The 17,142-nt window shown below is 66.3% G+C and carries 14 protein-coding genes; 2 read left to right on the top strand and 12 right to left on the bottom strand.

Going from position 1 to position 17,142, the window contains the following annotated elements; genetic code table 11:
• Positions 1-759, top strand: a 759-nt coding sequence (locus RKP46_RS00565) for a molybdopterin-synthase adenylyltransferase MoeB (RefSeq protein WP_311104827.1), incomplete at its 5' end; no start/stop codon positions are given.
• On the opposite strand, the gene ribD is transcribed toward RKP46_RS00565, so the two are convergent.
• The 12 genes from ribD to RKP46_RS00625 all read right to left on the bottom strand — a co-directional run bounded on the left by ribD (position 740) and on the right by RKP46_RS00625 (position 16,435).
• Positions 740-1,846 (bottom strand): bifunctional diaminohydroxyphosphoribosylaminopyrimidine deaminase/5-amino-6-(5-phosphoribosylamino)uracil reductase RibD, encoded by a 1,107-nt coding sequence (gene ribD, locus RKP46_RS00570; RefSeq protein ID WP_311104828.1) that lies wholly within the window; start codon positions 1,844-1,846, stop codon positions 740-742. The genes RKP46_RS00565 and ribD overlap by 20 nt on opposite strands.
• Positions 1,846-2,316: a transcriptional regulator NrdR gene (gene nrdR, locus RKP46_RS00575; RefSeq protein ID WP_311104829.1), complete on the bottom strand. Its 471-nt coding sequence runs from the start codon at positions 2,314-2,316 to the stop codon at positions 1,846-1,848. Before nrdR ends, ribD begins: the two co-directional genes overlap by 1 nt.
• Positions 2,313-3,575 carry a serine hydroxymethyltransferase gene (gene glyA / locus RKP46_RS00580; protein WP_311104830.1) on the bottom strand — a complete coding sequence of 421 codons (1,263 nt, stop codon included), beginning with the start codon at positions 3,573-3,575 and terminating at the stop codon, positions 2,313-2,315. Before glyA ends, nrdR begins: the two co-directional genes overlap by 4 nt.
• Before the next feature lie 103 nt (positions 3,576-3,678).
• On the bottom strand, positions 3,679-7,698 hold the full coding sequence (purL, locus tag RKP46_RS00585) for a phosphoribosylformylglycinamidine synthase (RefSeq protein ID WP_311104831.1): 4,020 nt from the start codon (positions 7,696-7,698) through the stop codon (positions 3,679-3,681).
• A 178-nt stretch (positions 7,699-7,876) separates the two neighbouring features.
• Complete coding sequence (locus RKP46_RS00590; protein WP_311104832.1) at positions 7,877-9,223, bottom strand: erythromycin esterase family protein; 1,347 nt, start codon at positions 9,221-9,223, stop codon at positions 7,877-7,879.
• The gene (locus RKP46_RS00595) at positions 9,210-9,965 is read right to left on the bottom strand and encodes a cytochrome c3 family protein (protein WP_311104833.1); all 756 of its coding nucleotides are present in this window, start codon (positions 9,963-9,965) and stop codon (positions 9,210-9,212) included. Before RKP46_RS00595 ends, RKP46_RS00590 begins: the two co-directional genes overlap by 14 nt.
• Complete coding sequence (locus RKP46_RS00600; protein WP_311104834.1) at positions 9,962-10,552, bottom strand: hypothetical protein; 591 nt, start codon at positions 10,550-10,552, stop codon at positions 9,962-9,964. The genes RKP46_RS00595 and RKP46_RS00600 overlap by 4 nt, the downstream gene beginning before the upstream one ends.
• Complete coding sequence (locus RKP46_RS00605; RefSeq protein WP_311104835.1) at positions 10,553-11,824, bottom strand: 2Fe-2S iron-sulfur cluster-binding protein; 1,272 nt, start codon at positions 11,822-11,824, stop codon at positions 10,553-10,555.
• A gap of 458 nt (positions 11,825-12,282) precedes the next feature.
• Positions 12,283-12,648: a DUF805 domain-containing protein gene (locus RKP46_RS00610; RefSeq protein WP_311104836.1), complete on the bottom strand. Its 366-nt coding sequence runs from the start codon at positions 12,646-12,648 to the stop codon at positions 12,283-12,285.
• Between the two features lie 546 nt (positions 12,649-13,194).
• Positions 13,195-14,787 (bottom strand): GH3 auxin-responsive promoter family protein, encoded by a 1,593-nt coding sequence (locus tag RKP46_RS00615; protein ID WP_311104837.1) that lies wholly within the window; start codon positions 14,785-14,787, stop codon positions 13,195-13,197.
• On the bottom strand, positions 14,784-15,410 hold the full coding sequence (locus RKP46_RS00620; RefSeq protein WP_311104838.1) for an acyl transferase: 627 nt from the start codon (positions 15,408-15,410) through the stop codon (positions 14,784-14,786). The genes RKP46_RS00615 and RKP46_RS00620 overlap by 4 nt, the downstream gene beginning before the upstream one ends.
• Positions 15,407-16,435, bottom strand: coding sequence for an aromatic ring-hydroxylating dioxygenase subunit alpha (locus RKP46_RS00625; RefSeq protein ID WP_311104839.1), 1,029 nt, complete (start codon positions 16,433-16,435; stop codon positions 15,407-15,409). The genes RKP46_RS00620 and RKP46_RS00625 overlap by 4 nt, the downstream gene beginning before the upstream one ends.
• A 71-nt stretch (positions 16,436-16,506) precedes the next feature.
• Between RKP46_RS00625 and RKP46_RS00630 the strand changes: the two genes are divergently transcribed.
• On the top strand, positions 16,507-17,142 hold a 636-nt coding region (locus tag RKP46_RS00630; RefSeq protein ID WP_311104840.1), incomplete at its 3' end, for a sterol desaturase family protein.

A 17,142-nucleotide genomic window follows, 5' to 3' on the forward strand; every position in this document is an offset into this window, starting at 1 on the left:
CAACTGCTGCGCTACAGTCGGCACATTCTGCTCGACGAGATCGGCATCGAGGGCCAGCAGCGCCTGCTCGCGGCAACCGCGCTGGTCGTCGGCGCTGGCGGCCTGGGCTCGCCAGCCGCGCTCTATCTGGCGTCGGCTGGCGTCGGCACGATCATCCTGGCCGACAGCGACACGGTAGACCTGAGCAACCTGCAGCGCCAGATCCTTCATCGGCAGGAGAGTATCGGGTCAGCGAAAGCGGTCTCCGGCAGAACGACGCTGGCCTCGATCAACCCCGAGGTCGAAGTCGAAGCGATCGTAGCCCGCCTCGGCATCGGGCAGCTCACACAACTGGTCGCGCGTGCCGATGTCGTCCTCGACTGCTGCGACAACTTCGCCACGCGGCACGCGGTCAATCAGGCCTGCGTGCAGCAACGAACGCCGCTGGTATCCGGCGCCGCGGTCCGCTTTGCCGGGCAACTCAGCGTCTTCGACAGCCGACGTGACGATGCGCCGTGCTACAACTGTCTGTTTCCCGAAGGTGACGACGTTGACGAACTGCGTTGCGCAGTGACTGGCGTCTTTGCCCCCTTGACCGGAATCATCGGCGCGCTGCAGGCCGCAGAAGCGCTCAAGCTGCTCGCCGACAGCGGCGACCCGGCGGTCGGCCGCCTGCTCCTGTTCGACGCGCTGACGCTCGACTGGCGCAGCGTCAGGTTCACCCGCGACCCGCAGTGTGCCGTCTGCGCGGGCAGCGCGCTCAGGCCAGGCGCGCGATAAGCCGCAGGTCGTCGCCAATCTGGCGCAGGTCGCGCACGATCAGCTTGTGCTTGTCGAGCAAGGAAACGAGCGGCGGCAGGTCGAACATGCCGTACGCCGCATCGCCGACCAGACACGGTGCGAGATAAAGCAGCAGTTCATCGACCAGGCCGGCGCGCAGCAGAGCGCCGCTCAGCCGGCTGCCTGCTTCGACGTGAAGCTCGTTGATTTCGCGCCGCGCAAGTTCGCCGAGAAGTCGCGGCAGGTCGACCCGGCCGTCGAGCCCGGGCAGTACGACGACCTCGACGCCGGCCTGCTCGACCGCTGCAACCCGCTGCGGATCGGCAACCGCCACGGCCAGCAACAAGCGCCCTTGGCGCAAAAGCCTGGCGCTCAGGGGCAGTTGCAGCCGACTGTCGACCACGACTTTCAGCGGCTGGCGAAGCGCTTCCGTCGCCGGCGCGAGGTCGCGCACGGTAAGCTGCGGATCATCCGCGCGTACCGTACCAATCCCGGTCAGGATCGCACAGGCGCGCGCGCGCCAGCGATGGCCGTCGCGCCGCGCCTCGGCACCAGTCAGCCACTGGCTGCTGCCATTGCGCAAAGCCGTCTTGCCGTCCAGGCTGGCCGCCAGCTTGAGACGAACCCACGGGCGCGAACGCTGCATCCGGGCGACGAAGCCAACGTTCAACTCGGCCGCCTGACTGGCCAGCAAACCCCATTCGGTACGCACGCCGGCCGCCTGCAGACGCGCCAGGCCGCGTCCCGCGACGAGCGGGTTGGGGTCCTGCATCGCTGCGACGACGCGCTCGACACCGGCGGCCAGCAAGGCTTCCGCGCACGGCGGCGTGCGACCATGATGCGCGCAGGGCTCAAGCGTGACATAGGCGGTCGCCGCACGCGCTGCGCCGCCGGCTGCCGCCAGAGCAAGCGCTTCGGCATGCGCTTCGCCAGCACGCGCATGCCAGCCTTCGCCAACGACCTCGCCCGCGCGCACCAGGACACAGCCGACGCGCGGGTTGGGGGTCGTCGTCTGCAGACCGCGTTCGGCAAGGCGCAGCGCGCGCGCCATGAAGTCATGGTCGGCGGCGCTAAACTCCGCCTGCATCAGTGGCCGAGCACCTGCGACGAGTGTGAGACTTCGCGTACGACCTGCGAGAACTCGTCGACGTCCTCGAAGTTACGGTAGACCGAAGCGAAACGGACATAGGCAATCTTGTCGAGTTTCTGCAACTCGCGCATGACCATTTCGCCGATGACTTCCGAGCCCACTTCGCGCTCACCGAGAGCGAGCAGCGCCTCTTCGATACGCCCGACGGCTGCGTCAACCGCCTGGCTGCCGATCGGCCGCTTGCGCAACGCCAGCCGGAAGCTGGCGGTAAGCTTCTCACGGTCGTATTCGACGCGCGAACCGTTCTTCTTGATCACTTGTGGCACGCGCACTTCGGCCCGCTCGAAAGTGGTGAAGCGTTTCTCACACTTCAGGCAGCGGCGCCGGCGCCGAACCAAATCCCCGTCGTCGTTGATGCGCGTATCGGCGACTATCGTTTCGTCGGCACCGCAGAACGGACACCTCATCCGCTGCGCTCTCCGCCATAAACCGGAAAGCGCCGGCAGAGCGCGGAAACTTCATTGCGCACGCGCCTCAGCATGTCGGCATCGTTCGGCGCGTCGAGCACATCGGCAATCAGGTGCGCCACCAGTTCGGACTCGATCTCGCTGAAACCGCGCGTGGTCATCGCCGGCGATCCGACGCGGATGCCGGAAGTGACGAAAGGTTTCTGCGGATCGTTCGGGATCGCGTTCTTGTTGACCGTGATGTGAGCAGCACCCAAGGCGGCTTCCGCTTCCTTGCCGGTCAGCCCCTTGCTGCGCAGGTCGACCAGAAAGACGTGCGACTCGGTACGTCCGGAAACGATGCGCAGGCCGCGCTGCTCGGCCAGGACACGCGCGAGAACGCGCGCATTGGCGACCACCTGCTCCTGGTACTTGCGAAAACCCGGCGACAGCGCTTCCTTGAAGGACACCGCTTTGGCGGCGATGACGTGCATCAGCGGGCCGCCCTGCAAACCCGGGAAGACCGCCGAATTGATTGCCTTTTCGTGTTCCGCCTTCATCAGAATGACGCCACCACGCGGACCGCGCAGCGTCTTGTGCGTGGTCGAGGTGACCACGTCGGCATGCGGCACCGGGTTGGGGTAGCAACCGGCGGCAATCAGACCGGCATAATGCGCCATGTCGACCATGAAAATGGCGCCGATGTCGCGCGCGACCTTGGCAAAGCGCTCAAAATCGATGCGCAGCGCGTAGGCCGAAGCACCGGCGATCAGGATGCGCGGCTTGTGCTCATGTGCCAGCGCTTCCATCCGCGCGTAATCGATCGCTTCCTTGCTGTCGAGCCCATAGGCGACCACGTTGAACCACTTGCCGGACATGTTGAGCGGCATACCGTGCGTCAGGTGGCCGCCTTCGGCCAGGCTCATGCCCATGATCGTATCGCCGGGTTTGGCGAAAGCCATCAGTACAGCCTGATTCGCCTGCGATCCCGAGTTCGGCTGAACGTTCGCCGCCTCGGCCGAAAACAGCCTTTTCAGCCGATCGATGGCCAATTGCTCGGCGACGTCGACGTGTTCGCAGCCGCCGTAGTAGCGCTTGCCGGGATAGCCTTCGGCGTACTTGTTGGTCAATTGCGAACCCTGCGCAGCCATTACCGCGTGGCTGACGTAGTTCTCCGAAGCGATCAGTTCGAGGTGGTCTTCCTGCCGGCGATTCTCGTTCTCGATCGCCCCCCAGATCTCGGGGTCCACTTTCGCCAGGGTATCTTTAGCCGAAAACATCGCACGCCTCACAAGCCGACAAAAGCCTATTCTACCATGTCCGCCGCAGCGCCCGGCCGGGCCGGACGGGGACATCGGTTGCCGCCGCGCCCGGCGGCGGGCGTCAACCGAGCCAGGCGCGCGCGTTGCGAAACATGCGCAGCCAGGGCGAATCGTGCCAGCCGCGCGCCTGCCAGTCGGCCGGCTGCCACGACATCTGGACGCTGCGGAAGACCCTTTCCGGATGCGGCATCATGATCGTGCACCGACCGTCTGGCGTCGTCAGGCCGGTGATGCCGCCGGGCGAACCGTTCGGGTTGTACGGGTAGACTTCGCTCGCCTCGCCCTGGTGATCGATGTAGCGCAAAGCGACGAGCGCCCGCTCGCCCTGCTCGCCCGGCGAAAACACCGCCCTTCCCTCGCCGTGCGAAACGACGACCGGCAGGCGGCTGCCGGCCATCCCGGAAAGGAAGAGCGACGGTGAATCGAGCACCTCGACAAGCGAGAAGCGCGCCTCGAACTGCTCGCTGCGATTGCGTCCAAAAGCCGGCCACGCGGCGGCGCCGGGAATCAGATCCTTGAGCGCGCTGAGCATCTGGCAACCGTTGCAGACGCCCAGGGCAAAGGTATCCGGACGGGCAAAGAATTCGCCGAAAGCGCTGCGCGCGCGCTCGTTGAAGAGGATGGTCTTCGCCCAGCCGCGCCCGGCACCGAGCACGTCGCCATAGGAAAAGCCACCGCAAGCCGCCAGGCCGGCAAAGTCGGCGAGTGCCACGCGCCCGGCCAGAATGTCGCTCATGTGCACGTCGATTGCGGCGAAACCGGCGCGATCGAAAGCCGCCGCCATTTCGACGTGCCCGTTCACGCCCTGTTCGCGCAGGATGGCCACGCGCGGACGCGCGCCGCGATTGAGCAAGGGCGCCGCCACGTCGTCTGCCGGATCGAAGCGCAGGCTGACCGACAGCCCCGGATCGGCGGTATCGAGAATGCGGTCGTATTCCTCCTGCGCGCAGACGGGATCGTCGCGCAGTTGCTGCATGCGAAAACTGGTTTCCGACCAGGCGCGCTGTAGATCGACCCGGGCCTCGTCGAACACCGCGCGCGCGTTGCGGATCAGGCGGACGCGACCAGTCGCGTTCGGCGCGCCGATGAAGTGCGTGCACGCACCGAGTCCGCAGCCGCGCAGGACGCCCATTACCTGACTGCGTTCAGCCCGGCTAATCTGCACGACGGCGCCGAGTTCCTCGTTGAACAAGGCGCACATCAGCTTTTCGAATGAACGACCACCGAGCAGGTTCGGCCGCTTCTCGTTGCCGTCGACGTCATTGATCAGTGCGTCGTAACACAAGCCGTCGGTGTCGATCGAGACGCCGCAACGCGCGGCAAAAGCCATCTCACAAACGGTCGCGAAGAGTCCGCCGTCGGCGCGGTCGTGATAGGCGAGGAGCAGACCGTCGGCGGCCAGCCGACGCACCGCCGCGAAGAAGGCAGGCAGGCGCGCGGCTTCGTCGACGTCGGGCGCCTCGCTGCCGGTGGCATTGAACACCTGCGCCAGCGCCGACCCGCCCAGGCGATCGCGCCCGCCGCCGAGGTCGATCAGCAAGAGGTCGGTCTCACCGGCGTCGAGCACCAGTTGCGGCGTCAGCGTGCGCCGCGCGTCCTGTACGCGGGCAAAGGCGCTGACGATCAGCGAGAGCGGTGCGACGACCTGTTTCGCCGATTCCTCGCCGGCAATGGCCGGCTCGCGCCAGAGCGTACGCATCGACAGCGAGTCCTTGCCGACCGGAATCGCGACGCCGATCTGCCGGCAAAGATCGACCACCGCGCGCACCGTATCGAACAGCCTGGCGTCCTCGCCTGGCCAGCCGGCGGCGGCCATCCAGTTGGCCGACAGCTTGACCTCGGCGAGCGTGGCAATGTCGGCCGCGACGATGTTGGTCAGCGCCTCGCCGACCGCCATGCGGCCCGCGGCGGGAGCATCGATCACCGCCACCGGCGCCCGTTCGCCAATCGCCATCGCCTCGCCGCGATAGCCCTGAAAGCTCATCAGGGTTACCGCAACGTCGGCGCAAGGCACCTGCCACGGACCGACCATCTGGTCACGTGCGGTCAGCCCGCCGACGCTGCGATCGCCGATCGTGATCAGGAAGGTCTTGTCGGCCACTGCCGGCAGGCGCAGCACACGGTACGCGGCGCTGCGCAGATCGACCGCAGTGGCGTCGAACGGCACGCCGAGAGCTGCGGTATGCGCCGCCAGACGCGTCATGCGTGGCGGCTTGCCGAGCAGTGCCGCCATCTCCATGTCGACCGGCCGGTTGGCGAAATGGGCATCCTCGACGAGCAGCCGTGCTGCGTCCGTCGTTTCGCCGACGACCGCGAAAGGACAGCGCTCGCGCTGGCAGATCGCCGTAAACTCGGCCAGCCGGGCAGGAGCAATCGCCAGAACGTAGCGCTCCTGCGCTTCGTTGCACCAGATCTCGGCCGGCGACATGCCGGGTTCCTCGATCGGCACCGCGCGCAGGTCGAAGCGCGCCCCACTGCCGGCGCCATGCGCCAGTTCGGGCAGCGCATTCGAGATGCCGCCGGCGCCGACATCGTGCAGCGAGAGAATCGGATTGCCGTCGCCGACCGTCGAGCCGTCGCCGCGCGGAACGCCCATCTGCCAGCAGCGGTCGATGACCTCCTGAGCGCGCCGCTGGATCTCCGGGTTGCCCCGTTGTACCGAAGCGAAGTCGAGGTCTTCGTTGTTGCTGCCGGTATTCATCGAACTCGCCGCGCCGCCGCCGAGACCGATCAGCATCCCCGGCCCGCCGATCTGAATCAGCAGCGTGCCCGGCGGCAGGCGCTCAGCCTTCAACGACTGGCCGGCGGCAATATTGCCCAGACCGCCGGCGAGCATGATCGGCTTGTGGTAGCCGCGCAGCAGGCGCTCGCCACCGGCGCCGGTGAACTGCTCGTAGGTGCGGAAATAGCCGGCCAGGTTGGGACGACCGAACTCGTTGTTGAACGCCGCCGCGCCGATCGGCCCTTCGAGCATGATGGCCAGCGGCGAAGCGATGCGCGGCGGGCGTCCGTAAGCCGCCGTCGCCGCCTCCCAGGGCTGCGGCGCGGCCGGCAGGTTGAGATTGGAAACCGAAAAGCCGCACAGACCGGCCTTGGGTTTCGAGCCGCGACCGGCCGCCCCCTCGTCGCGAATCTCGCCGCCCGAGCCGGTCGCCGCACCCGGAAAAGGCGAAATCGCCGTCGGATGATTGTGCGTCTCGACCTTGGCCAGAATGTGCGTCGCTTCCGGATGATAGGCATAGGCGCCGGCGGCGTCCGGGTAGAAGCGCTCGACGAGCGCACCTTCGAGCACCGCCGAGTTGTCCGCATAGGCCACGACGGTGCCCGCCGGATTCGCCTGATGCGTTTCGCGGATCATGCCGAACAGCGTTTCGCTGCGCGCCTCGCCGTCGATCACCCACGAGGCATTGAAAATCTTGTGCCGGCAGTGCTCGGAATTGGCCTGCGCGAACATCATCAGCTCGACATCGGTCGGGTTGCGTCGCGCCTTTCCGAAGACCTCGTTCAGGTAATCGACCTCGTCCTCCGACAGCGCCAGGCCGAGGCGCAGATTCGCCTGGGCAAGCGCAGCGCGCCCGCCGGCCAGCAGGTCGACGGTGCTCAGCGGCTTGGCCGGGAAATGTTCGAACAACTGGCTGGTCTGCGCGAAGGCGGCGAGAACGGCTTCGACCATTCGGTCGTGCAACACGCCGGAGATTGCCGCGCGCTCTTCGGTCGACAGCGTCCGCCGGCCGCCGTCGACACGATACGCGACGCCGCGCTCGATCCGCTCGACGGCCGACAAGCCGCTGTTCCAGGCGATGTCGGTTGCCTTCGACGACCAGGGCGAGATCGTCCCCAGGCGCGGCGTGACGAGAAACAGCTCGCCCGGCTCGTCCGCCGGCGCGGCGGTCTCGTCGAGCAGCGCGCCGAGTTGCGCGCGCTCCCCATCGTCGAGCGGGCGACGGGTGGCGACGAAGTGCCAATGGACGGCGCTGACCACCTGCGCCCGGGCGACCACCGCCTGCACATTGCCCTGCAGGCGCTGCAAACGGAACGATGAGAGCGCTGAAGCGCCGCGGAGAAAGAGAAGGTAGGCCATGATGGGCGGCGGGAAAGGGCGGCGAAGCCTGCGTTGACGAAGAGAGGAAGACAGCGCGAACGAGCGCCGACGATTATAGCCGACCGGCAATCCGCCTGACCGCTTGCCGCCCGCCGTCGAGCCGGACGAGAACGCAGCGCCGACACCAGCGCGCCGCATGCCGGCACGCGGCGCGCGATCAGGGGAGCGGCGTCACCGCCTGGGTCACCCCCAGGTGGATCAGCGCGTCAAAGCGGCGCGCAGGCAAGGACAGCGAATAGTGGTTTTCGATTTCGGCTTCCGGCAGATAGCTGACGCCGACCGCACGATCGAGCCGGCGCACGTCGAGCTGGTCGATCAATTCTTCGTTCTGCCGGAAGATGAGCAGAAAATTCGCCATGCCGGTTTGCTGCAAGAGGTGCGACCAGCTTCCGGCGACGGCTGGCCGCAGCGTCCGCCGACGATCCGGCGTCGCCCAGCCGGTCGCCGCGCGCACGCTGCCGCGGTAGGTCGTCAGACCGACCAGATACGCGTCCTCGCCGTACTCCTCGCGCATCAGTTGCCCCAGCGAAAGCTCGCCGACATCGGCCTGAGCGCTGGCGCGCGCATCGCCCTGATGCGTGTTGTGCGCCCAGACGACGACTTTGCCGTGCCGCTCGCGCAGGCGGCGAAGCGTTTGAGCGAGAAAGCGCTCGCGCGAATTCCAGCTCACCAGGGCGCCTTCGCTATAGAGCAGGCGGTAGTAGGCCTCGGCCGCGACCAGCGAACGCGCGCTCATCATCGCCGAGAAAGCCGCCGGATCGCCTTCGGCGCGGCGCTCCATCGCGGCGCGCCGACGCTCCACCTGGCGGGCACACGAAGGAATCGCCGCGCGCGCCAGATCGCGGCCGTAGAGCTGCGGGTCGAGCTGCGCGCGCGAGTACGGCGCAAAACAGCGGTAATCGCGTCGCGCCCGCCTGGCCTCGGCGGGATCGCGCCGTTGCAGGTGGTGCACGACTTCGGCGACCGCTTCCGGAACGCCGTACAGGTCCATGCCATGAATCGAGACGCGCGGCTCGCCGGCTGGCGCAGCGTCGTTGATCGCCTTCAGGCGTGCAAGGAAAGCGGCGAACTCGCGGTTGCGCCACACCCAGCGCGGAAAACTCTGCATTCGGCTGAACGCCTCAGCCGGCGGCAGATCGCCCAGCTTTCCCTGGACGAAATCGTCCAGGCGAGTCGCCGACGCCCATCCCGCCTCCAGAATCAGCGCGCGAAAGCCCTTTTCGGTGATCAAGCGCTGCGTCAGACGCGCGCGCTCGTCGTAGAACTCGGCGCTGCCATGCGTCGCTTCGCCCAGCATCACCACCTGCGCGTCGCCGATCGAGGCAAGCAGCACGTCGTAATCGGCCGCTGCCTGAACGACCGGAATGGCATGCGCGCGCAGCGCAGCGACGACTTCGCCGTCGCTCGCCAGCGGCTGTGCTGCCGCCACGCGAGTCAACGCCAGCAGGGCCAGCAAGGCCGGCAGCGCCCTGCGCCAAATGGCGCGCGGCTCAGTCGTCGTCATGCTTGCGGCCGTGTTTTCGGTCGCGTTCGCGTTCGCGCTCGCGTCCCGGCATCCGGATGTCGTGCTCGTCAGCGCTGCGATGGCATTCGACGCAGTTCCTGAAGTCGCGGATTCCCTCTTCGATGTGCTCACGCCGAATCTTCTCGGGAGTATGCTCGTGGCAGCCATAGCAGGTATAGCGGGCATAGTCGTTGCGCAGGTGGCAGGTGACGCATTGCACATTGTGATCGCGATCGAGAACGAAATACTTGTTGTGATCGAACGAGGCGGGAACCCACTTCTCGTCGCTATGGCACTGGCTGCAATTGCCGGTGATCTGCTGATGCAGCGCGTCCTTCGGCGACTTATGGCAGGCCTGACATTCCTGACGCGCGTCTGCGCGCAGCAAGGCGTGCTTGAAGCGGCCGGCGCCGGGCAGGCGTTTCACCCCTGCATGGTCTCCATGGCACGCCAGGCAATCCTGCTGCATCAGCTTCTGATGAAACGCGACGCTGGTCAGCGGCTGCTGAATCGGCTGGCCAAGCGTCGTGACACGGCCGATCTCGGCCGGCTTGTGACAGACCGTGCAGCGCTCGGTCGTCGCGCCAAGAAGCGGTACGTGGCAGGCAAAACAGTCGGCTTCGAGCTTGCTGTGACCGGGAATCAGCTTGCCCGGGGCCAGCATCAGGTGCGGATAGACGAAGGCGAGGACGGCCAGGGCGATGAGATTGGCCGCCAGAACGAACTTGAGGGTCTTGCTCATCGCCACCCCCAGAACAGGAAAATGCTGACGATGTGTCCGAGCGCCAGCACGACGAAGACGACGAAGATCGGAATGTGCACCTTGCGCCAGCGGGTCATCGCGTCGAAGGTCACCGACTCCCAGAACATCGCCTGCTCGACCTCGGTCTTCGACAAACCGCGCAACTGGTAATGCTCGCGTTGCGCCTGAACGTGCTCGCGCGCGCGGCGCAGCAGCATCTTGCCGACCATGCCGCTGATCACGTTGATGCCCATGGCGATGGTGGCCAGCCACGGCAAAATGGCGTTGAAATGGATGCCAGCGTGAATCAGGACCATCAGCGAACCCAACCAGGTGCCGGCCTCGTGCATGCTCAGCCACGCCCTGACGTTACCCGCGTTGATCACCTTCCGCTTACGCAGCGAGTAGACCAGCGACACGATGATCAACAGGGTGCCAGGAATGCCGAGATAGCGCCCCACCCAGACCAGATCGAGGCGGTGCAGCAGATAGTCGCCGGCAACCGTCGCCACCCCGAGCAGGGTAACCAGCAGCGTGAACGGAAGAATATGCTTGCGCCAGAGCGAGCCACTCGCCGCTGTACCCATTCAAGCCTCCAGCGTCAGATGCGTCTTCGGCGTGCAGACGCAGAGCAGACAAGTGCCGGCCAGCGGATCGTAGTCGGGAGTTTGCCGATACGAGACTTCACCGGAGACGATGGTCGTCTGGCAGGTACCGCAACCTCCGGCGCGGCAGCCCGAGTCGACGACGACGCCCTGCGCTTCCGCAAAATCGAGCAGAGTTCCCGATTGCGCCGACCACTGCGCCTTCTTGCCCGACTTGGCGAAGGTGACGGTGATTTCGTTCGCCGGGTCGGGCAAGGCATGCTCGGCCAGCGCGGCGGGTTCCGCCCGACGCCGCAGGCCGGAAGCCGGGCCAAAAGCCTCGAAGTGGATGCGCGAATCCGGCACGCCCCAATCCGCCAGCGCCGGCAGCAAGGTTTCCATCATCGGTGCGGGACCGCAGATGTAGTAGTGGTAAGGCTTCAACGGCAGTTCCATGCGGAACAGATTCACCCCGACCCGCCCGTGGTGATGAAAGTCTCTCCCGAGTTGATCCTCGGGCAGCGGATCGCTGAAACACAGGTACAGATGAACACTTGGCGCGGCCGCTGCCGCAGCACGCAGATCGGCCAGGAAAGCGCCTTCCCGGCTGTTGCGCAGCCCATGGAAAAACCGGATCTCGCGCTCGGGCTGGTGTATCCGACACCAATTGAGCATGCTGAGCAGGGGCGTGATCCCGATTCCACCAGAAACCAGAACGACCGGAGCACTACCCGCAGCAAGGTAGAAGTGCCCCGACGGAGCACGCACCTGCAATGTCGCGCCGACCTGCACATCATCGTGGAAAAAATTCGACGAGCGCCCGGCCGGATAAGCGCTCCCCGGCGGCGCCGGCACGCGCTTGATTGAAATGCGGTAGTAGTCGCTCGCAGGGGCATCGGAGAGCGAGTAGCAGCGGGTGATCGACGCGCTGCCGCAACCCTCCGCCTTGGTCAGATCGAGACGGAAAGTCAGGAACTGACCGGGCAGGTATGACGGCAGCGGCTGGCCGTCTGCCGGCTCGAGATAGAACGAGCAAATCTGTCCGCCAGCGTCTTCGGTCGTGCGTCGCGCGACCCGGAAGCTGCGAAAACCTGACCAGCCCGCACTGTTCTCGTCGGGCAGACCGACCGCCGGCGCCAATTCGACGGCTTCCGGCATCCCTTGCACAAGCCGTCGGTAGTCCTGCCAGTGCCGCCAGAAGCTGACGCCGAGGAACAGCCCCAACTGCACCGCAATGCCGAGGATAATCCAGACGAGCAAACTGAGGGACGTCATGGCGCACTGCTTTACCGACGAAATCGTCAAAGGATTCTACGCTTCATTGCGGCCATTTTGGAAAACCTTGCCTGGATGATGGCCCACTTGGCGTTCAACCGGAGAAGCAGCGGCATGCCACCGCAGCAGGCGACTCCCGTAGATCATTCGCAGACGCACCGCCACGGCAGCGTGCCGCTACCACTCAGTTAGTTGACGCGAGGGGTGTGCGCAAATGGGCGAGCAGACGAGTTCTGGCCAGGCGCCAGCGCTCGCGTGGCGCTCGCCGACCCAACGAAGATCCGGCTCTGCAGACTGAGATCCAAGAAGCGCGGGGAGACCAGGATGGCTCCCCTTTGTTCGCCTGGAGTCAGCCGCCGCGGCGCGACGTTCGGCCTTTGCTGTGCGGCGGAAGACGCAAGGAGACAGCTGCGAACAGCCGAGGCCGCTGGTCGTCGCGTGGCCGGTACAAAGGCGTGCTAGGCGACGGCAGGGGGAGGACCAAACCGATTGTCGCCGTCTGTGCCCTCGAGGGCCAGCAAGACGAGGAGAACGATCGGGCCAACCCACGGAACGAAGTTGATGAGCTGCCACCAGCCAGAGCGATTCGTGTCGTGCAAGCGCCTGGCTCCAACCGAGAGGGATGGCACGAGAATAATCAGGCCCCAGATTGCCCCAAGAACGCCCAGCCCGCTTTCCTCGTTCCAGATGCCCAGCATGACGTCCAGGACGGTCAGAAGCACAATGATGAGGATGCTGAAAAGCAGGAAGTACCAATACTCACCGCGTGAGGCGCGGCCCTTGAAATCAGCGAATTTCTGAAATGCACGAACGAAAAAGCGCATGCGTTCCTCCTTGCGTTGTACCAGGTGACTGGATGGCTGCGCATCGGGCTACGCACCGCCTGACGCGCCAACTCCCACTCGGAGAATGAAAGCATGCGCGATGCCGGTTGCCGGAGGTCGGCCAGTTGGGCGGCTCGCGCACAGAGCGCGCCTTCCGGGTACACTCTGCGCGCCACCCCTCGCTGCGCGCACGATACGCGTCCGACTGTCTCCCTGGTTAATCGGACCGCACTCCCCCCGAAAACGGCGTTTCTCCGATAAAGCGTAAGGATAGCGCAGTAACGACGCATTGTCTGCAGCACAACAGTCTGAGAATAGCTGACAACAGCACGTGCAGTACCGGGTCCTTCCAGCCAATCTGCAAACCCGCTGCGGCGCTTGGGTTCGGGAACGCACCCGGCACAGCGGACACTCCTTGGGGATGGTCGTCCGACGAAGGCAGGCGGCGAGAGAGACGCCTGCCGGTCCCTCTGTGTCAGACCGGTTGTCGCGCGGACAGGATCTGAAATAAGGGCGTGAAACGGAGACGACACGGACTCTGCGCTTCTACGCGCTGCGCTGAGTGAGCGCTGCCCACAGACGCGCGGCGAGTTCACGGTTGACCACCAGCGACGTTGCCTTGACGTTGCCCTCGGCGATTCCGGCGCCAGCCATCGCTTGCTGCCAGTCCTTGAGCAGTCCTGGCCGGGCGACGAGCCGGATCGGAGCCAGTTGGTGCAGTTCGCGCGCGACCCGATAATGCGGTGAGCAGTACAGAAACGCGTCGACGGCGTCCGCCATGTGCGGCGTCGGTGCATCGCAGAAGAGCGCGTAGAACGGCGGATCAGCGCTCGCCACCGGGCAGAGCGCAAGCAGCCGGTGGTCCGTTCGCAGGCCCTGCAGAGCGCTGCGTACCAGTTCTTCGGAGAGCTTTTCGCCGACCAGATCGACAACGCCACCGCTTCGCCCCTGGAAGCGCAGGCACGGCGTCGCGCGAAAAAATCCGGCCACGACAACCTGGTCGTGCATGCGGTAGCGCAGGAAGCCGCCGGCCTGCGTCACCACCAGTTCGCCTTGATCGCCGAGGCGCCACTGCGCCAATGGCAACAGGCGTCCGTCGGGCTGAAGCAATTCGAGGTAGACGTCGTCGACCAGCGGCACCGGTGCAGGCGCACCGACGATTGGCACGGTGATGGCTGCCTCGGTCGCCAACAGGCCCTTGCCCTGCACCCAGACACGCGGAAAGAGTCGACCCAGCCCGGCCGCGGGGCCAGCCGCTTCTGCGTCGGTCCAGCACGAGATCAGCGCCAGGTGCGGCCAGACAGTATGCCAACCCTGCTCCGCGGCACACGCCACGCGTCCGATACGCTGCGCGGCGAGCGGTCGAAAGCGAAAGCGGAGGCCGGCCCGGCTGATTTCGCCCGCACGCAATTCGCCGGTCAGGCGTGCCAGATGGCGGCTGGCGTGCTCGAGCAGGACGAGCCAGTAGGTCGGATTCCATACCGAAACGACTTCGAGATCGCTCGCCGCCAACAGATGGGCGACGACGACATCCTTGAAATCGTCGGCTCCCGACAAGGCTAGTACCCGCGCCGGCACGGCGAGAAAGGGGCGGAGAAGCAGGCCGACGTGCGTTGCCAGATAGTCGGTATCGAGCGCCACACCGAGTGGCACGCCGCCGCCGGCGCGACGCTGCCCGAGCAATGGCGGCGAGACGCTCATGAAGGCGCGCCCGCTGTGCAGACGCAGCCCCGATTGCAGGAGATCGTAGGCCCAGATGCGGAACATTCGGTCGCAAGCCGCGCGCACCGCCGTGTCGTAGGGAATGTATTTCGCCGGCCCACCGCTGCCCGAGGTTCGCTCGTACAAACGCGGTCGCTCAGGGGAGAAATGATGGCTGCCAGTGGCGATGTCGCTTTCGATCAAGGCGCGCAGACTGGCGTAGTCGGTCGGCTGGAGGCGCTCGAAGGCAGTCTCCGGCGCCGCCCCGGCCAGCCCTTGCGACTGCCCGAAGCGGCTACGCGCCGAGCGCGCGAGGAGGCGACGCAGGGTCCGCTCCTGCGCCGCGGCCGGGTCGTCCAGACTCTCCTGGAACGACCGCCAGGCCGGGCCGGCGAGCCCGCGCAACAGGCTCAAGGCGCCCCGCAGCAGCCAGCTCACGCGTCGTCGCGCGGGCGCGCTCCGCCCGCCCAGCGCTCGCTGCACACCGGCAACTGCTCGCCCGGCGCCACCTCGGCGCCCGGACCGCAGCGCGAGTAGGCGCCGACCAGCGCGCCTGGCCCGATACGGACGCGCCGCAGCAGAACGCGCAGTTCGCCGCCCGGACGCCGCGCGACGACATGGGCGTAGAGGCCGACGCGGTGCCCGATCACCGCGTGATCGCCGATGTCGACGAAGCCCCGGTCGCTGATGTCGACCTGCGGCGTCCAATGGACGCCCTTGCCGACCCGCGCTCCCCATGCCCGCAACCAGACGCCGTAGAGCCCGGGAATCAGGCGTAGCGCGGACTCCAGTTGCGGAAAGGCAGCGTAAGGCAACTGGAACATGTGACCACCCCACCAGGGAACGTACACGTCCGGCTGATCGAGGCGTGCGCAGCCTTCGGCAATGGGCCAGAGCGCCTGGTGCAGACGGTAGCAGGCCACCGGCACGACGTACAGGTGAGCGAACAGCGCCGCGCCACGCGCCCAGCCCGGCGCAAGCATCAGCCAGACGACGAGCGCGATTGCGCCGGCAACGAAGAGCGCCGGGAAGCAGGCGAACAGGCGGCTGCGCAGCGTCATACGAAGAACTCGATGTCGAAGGTCTTGTCGGGCAGACCGTGCGGGTCGTCGCCACGCGCAATCGCGCGCCGGATGTCGTCTACGCAACGGTGGATCAGATCGGGCGGTGAGACGCTGAAACGCCGCCCGTGCGCGGCGATGACTTCCCCCTGCTCGGCGAGGATGGCCAGATCCTGATCGATCACTTTCTGGCCGGCGCGGCGTACGAAGGGCGCGGCCAAGCGCGTGAAGCAGCCAAAGCGATAGGCCAGATCGGTGTAGACCAGCGTATTACGTTCGTCGATCGGCACCGCCTGCGAGGTGATGACGAAGCCATAGCCGTTGCCCAGCCGGTAGCGCACGCAAGTGATGTTCGGCCGAATGTAGTTGTCCTCGTGCTCGACGGGTGTCCGCCGCGGGTTGAGAAACCACGTCCATGGCCCGAGGTTGCTCTGTTCGCCACGATAGCGCACATGCACACGTCCGGCGCTGCGCACGACGGTCGCCTGGATTCTCTCGCCCCGGCTGTCACGGAAGACGCCACGATGCACGAAAGCCGTATGCGGAACGTCGATGAAATTCTCGATGCAGTCGGCGACGTTGCCGGCAAAGCGGTTTACCAGCCGGACGTGCCCCCAGCCGGGCTCGTTCCAGTGCGGCATCGGTAGCGGGGCAGCGTCGCCGAGTGCGCCGCTTTCCGGGTCGAGCCGCACATAAACGTAGCCGTCGCACTCGCACGAGGCAAAGGGCGGCGAGCACCGTGGCCGGCGGCGCCCTTCGTCGCTTCCTGCCGAAGGAACGCGGCAGACCCGCCCGCTGCCGTCGTAGCACCAGCCGTGATAGCCACACTGCAGTACACCGTCGCTGCTCCGACCGCTCGACAGGCGCGCCAGCCGGTGCAGGCAGCGATCCGCCATGGCCACCGGCTGGCCGTCGTGCTGGCGCCAGACGACGATCGACTCGCCGAGAACGACGGCTGCCAGCGGAGCGTCGCGCAAGTCGTCCGACTGCGCGACGACATACCAGTATTTCCTGAATGCGTTCATCTGCGGCGCATTGTAGTATGCACACCTGCCTGCCGGAATGGCACAACCCCGATGGACGAGCCCGTTGCTCGATGAACGATACCCACTTTCTGTTCTGGGCGGCGACGCCCGCTCTCACGTTCGCCGTGCTGACACTGCTGGAAGCCTGGTGGCCGCGGCCGGGCTGCGCCTGGTCGCGCGACGACTGGATCCTGAACGGCAGCGGGCTGCTCATCCAGGGCACTGTGATCCCGCTCGCTTCACTGGCGATCGGCGATTCCCTCGGCCAATGGATGCAGCCGATCGACGGCATGCTGCCAGGCTCGACCCTCGCTTTCCTGACCAGCTTCTGCCTGCTCGACCTGCTCTACTACTGGCAGCATCGCTGGTTCCATGGCCAAGGCTGGCCAGTGCACCGGGCGCACCACGGCGCCCGGCGACTGGCCGCGTGGGCTTGCGCACGCAATTCGCTGCTCGCCCACCCGCTCTTCGTCTATCTCGTCCCCAGCGCGCTGCTCGCGCTCGTCTGCCACGACAAGGCAGCGTACTTCGCCGGCGCCATGCTCACCGCCAGCCTCGATCTCTGGCGCCATAGTTCGGTTCGCTGGCCGGCCACGCTCGCGACCGCCAATCGCCTGCTCGCCTGGGTGCTGATCACGCCGCAAGCGCACCACTGGCACCATCAGGAAGGCGCGCCGCGGTGCAACTTCGGGGCTAATCTGTCGCTC

This window comes from Accumulibacter sp. (genome assembly GCF_031732815.1).
GTDB lineage: Bacteria > Pseudomonadota > Gammaproteobacteria > Burkholderiales > Rhodocyclaceae > Accumulibacter.

Coding starts and splice junctions, on each gene's coding strand:
- ribD (WP_311104828.1), bottom strand. CDS start 1,846: ATGCAGGCGGAGTTTAGCGCCGCCGACCATGACTTCATGGCGCGCGCG.
- nrdR (WP_311104829.1), bottom strand. CDS start 2,316: ATGAGGTGTCCGTTCTGCGGTGCCGACGAAACGATAGTCGCCGATACG.
- glyA (WP_311104830.1), bottom strand. CDS start 3,575: ATGTTTTCGGCTAAAGATACCCTGGCGAAAGTGGACCCCGAGATCTGG.
- purL (WP_311104831.1), bottom strand. CDS start 7,698: ATGGCCTACCTTCTCTTTCTCCGCGGCGCTTCAGCGCTCTCATCGTTC.
- RKP46_RS00590 (WP_311104832.1), bottom strand. CDS start 9,223: ATGACGACGACTGAGCCGCGCGCCATTTGGCGCAGGGCGCTGCCGGCC.
- RKP46_RS00595 (WP_311104833.1), bottom strand. CDS start 9,965: ATGAGCAAGACCCTCAAGTTCGTTCTGGCGGCCAATCTCATCGCCCTG.
- RKP46_RS00600 (WP_311104834.1), bottom strand. CDS start 10,552: ATGGGTACAGCGGCGAGTGGCTCGCTCTGGCGCAAGCATATTCTTCCG.
- RKP46_RS00605 (WP_311104835.1), bottom strand. CDS start 11,824: ATGACGTCCCTCAGTTTGCTCGTCTGGATTATCCTCGGCATTGCGGTG.
- RKP46_RS00610 (WP_311104836.1), bottom strand. CDS start 12,648: ATGCGCTTTTTCGTTCGTGCATTTCAGAAATTCGCTGATTTCAAGGGC.
- RKP46_RS00620 (WP_311104838.1), bottom strand. CDS start 15,410: ATGACGCTGCGCAGCCGCCTGTTCGCCTGCTTCCCGGCGCTCTTCGTT.
- RKP46_RS00625 (WP_311104839.1), bottom strand. CDS start 16,435: ATGAACGCATTCAGGAAATACTGGTATGTCGTCGCGCAGTCGGACGAC.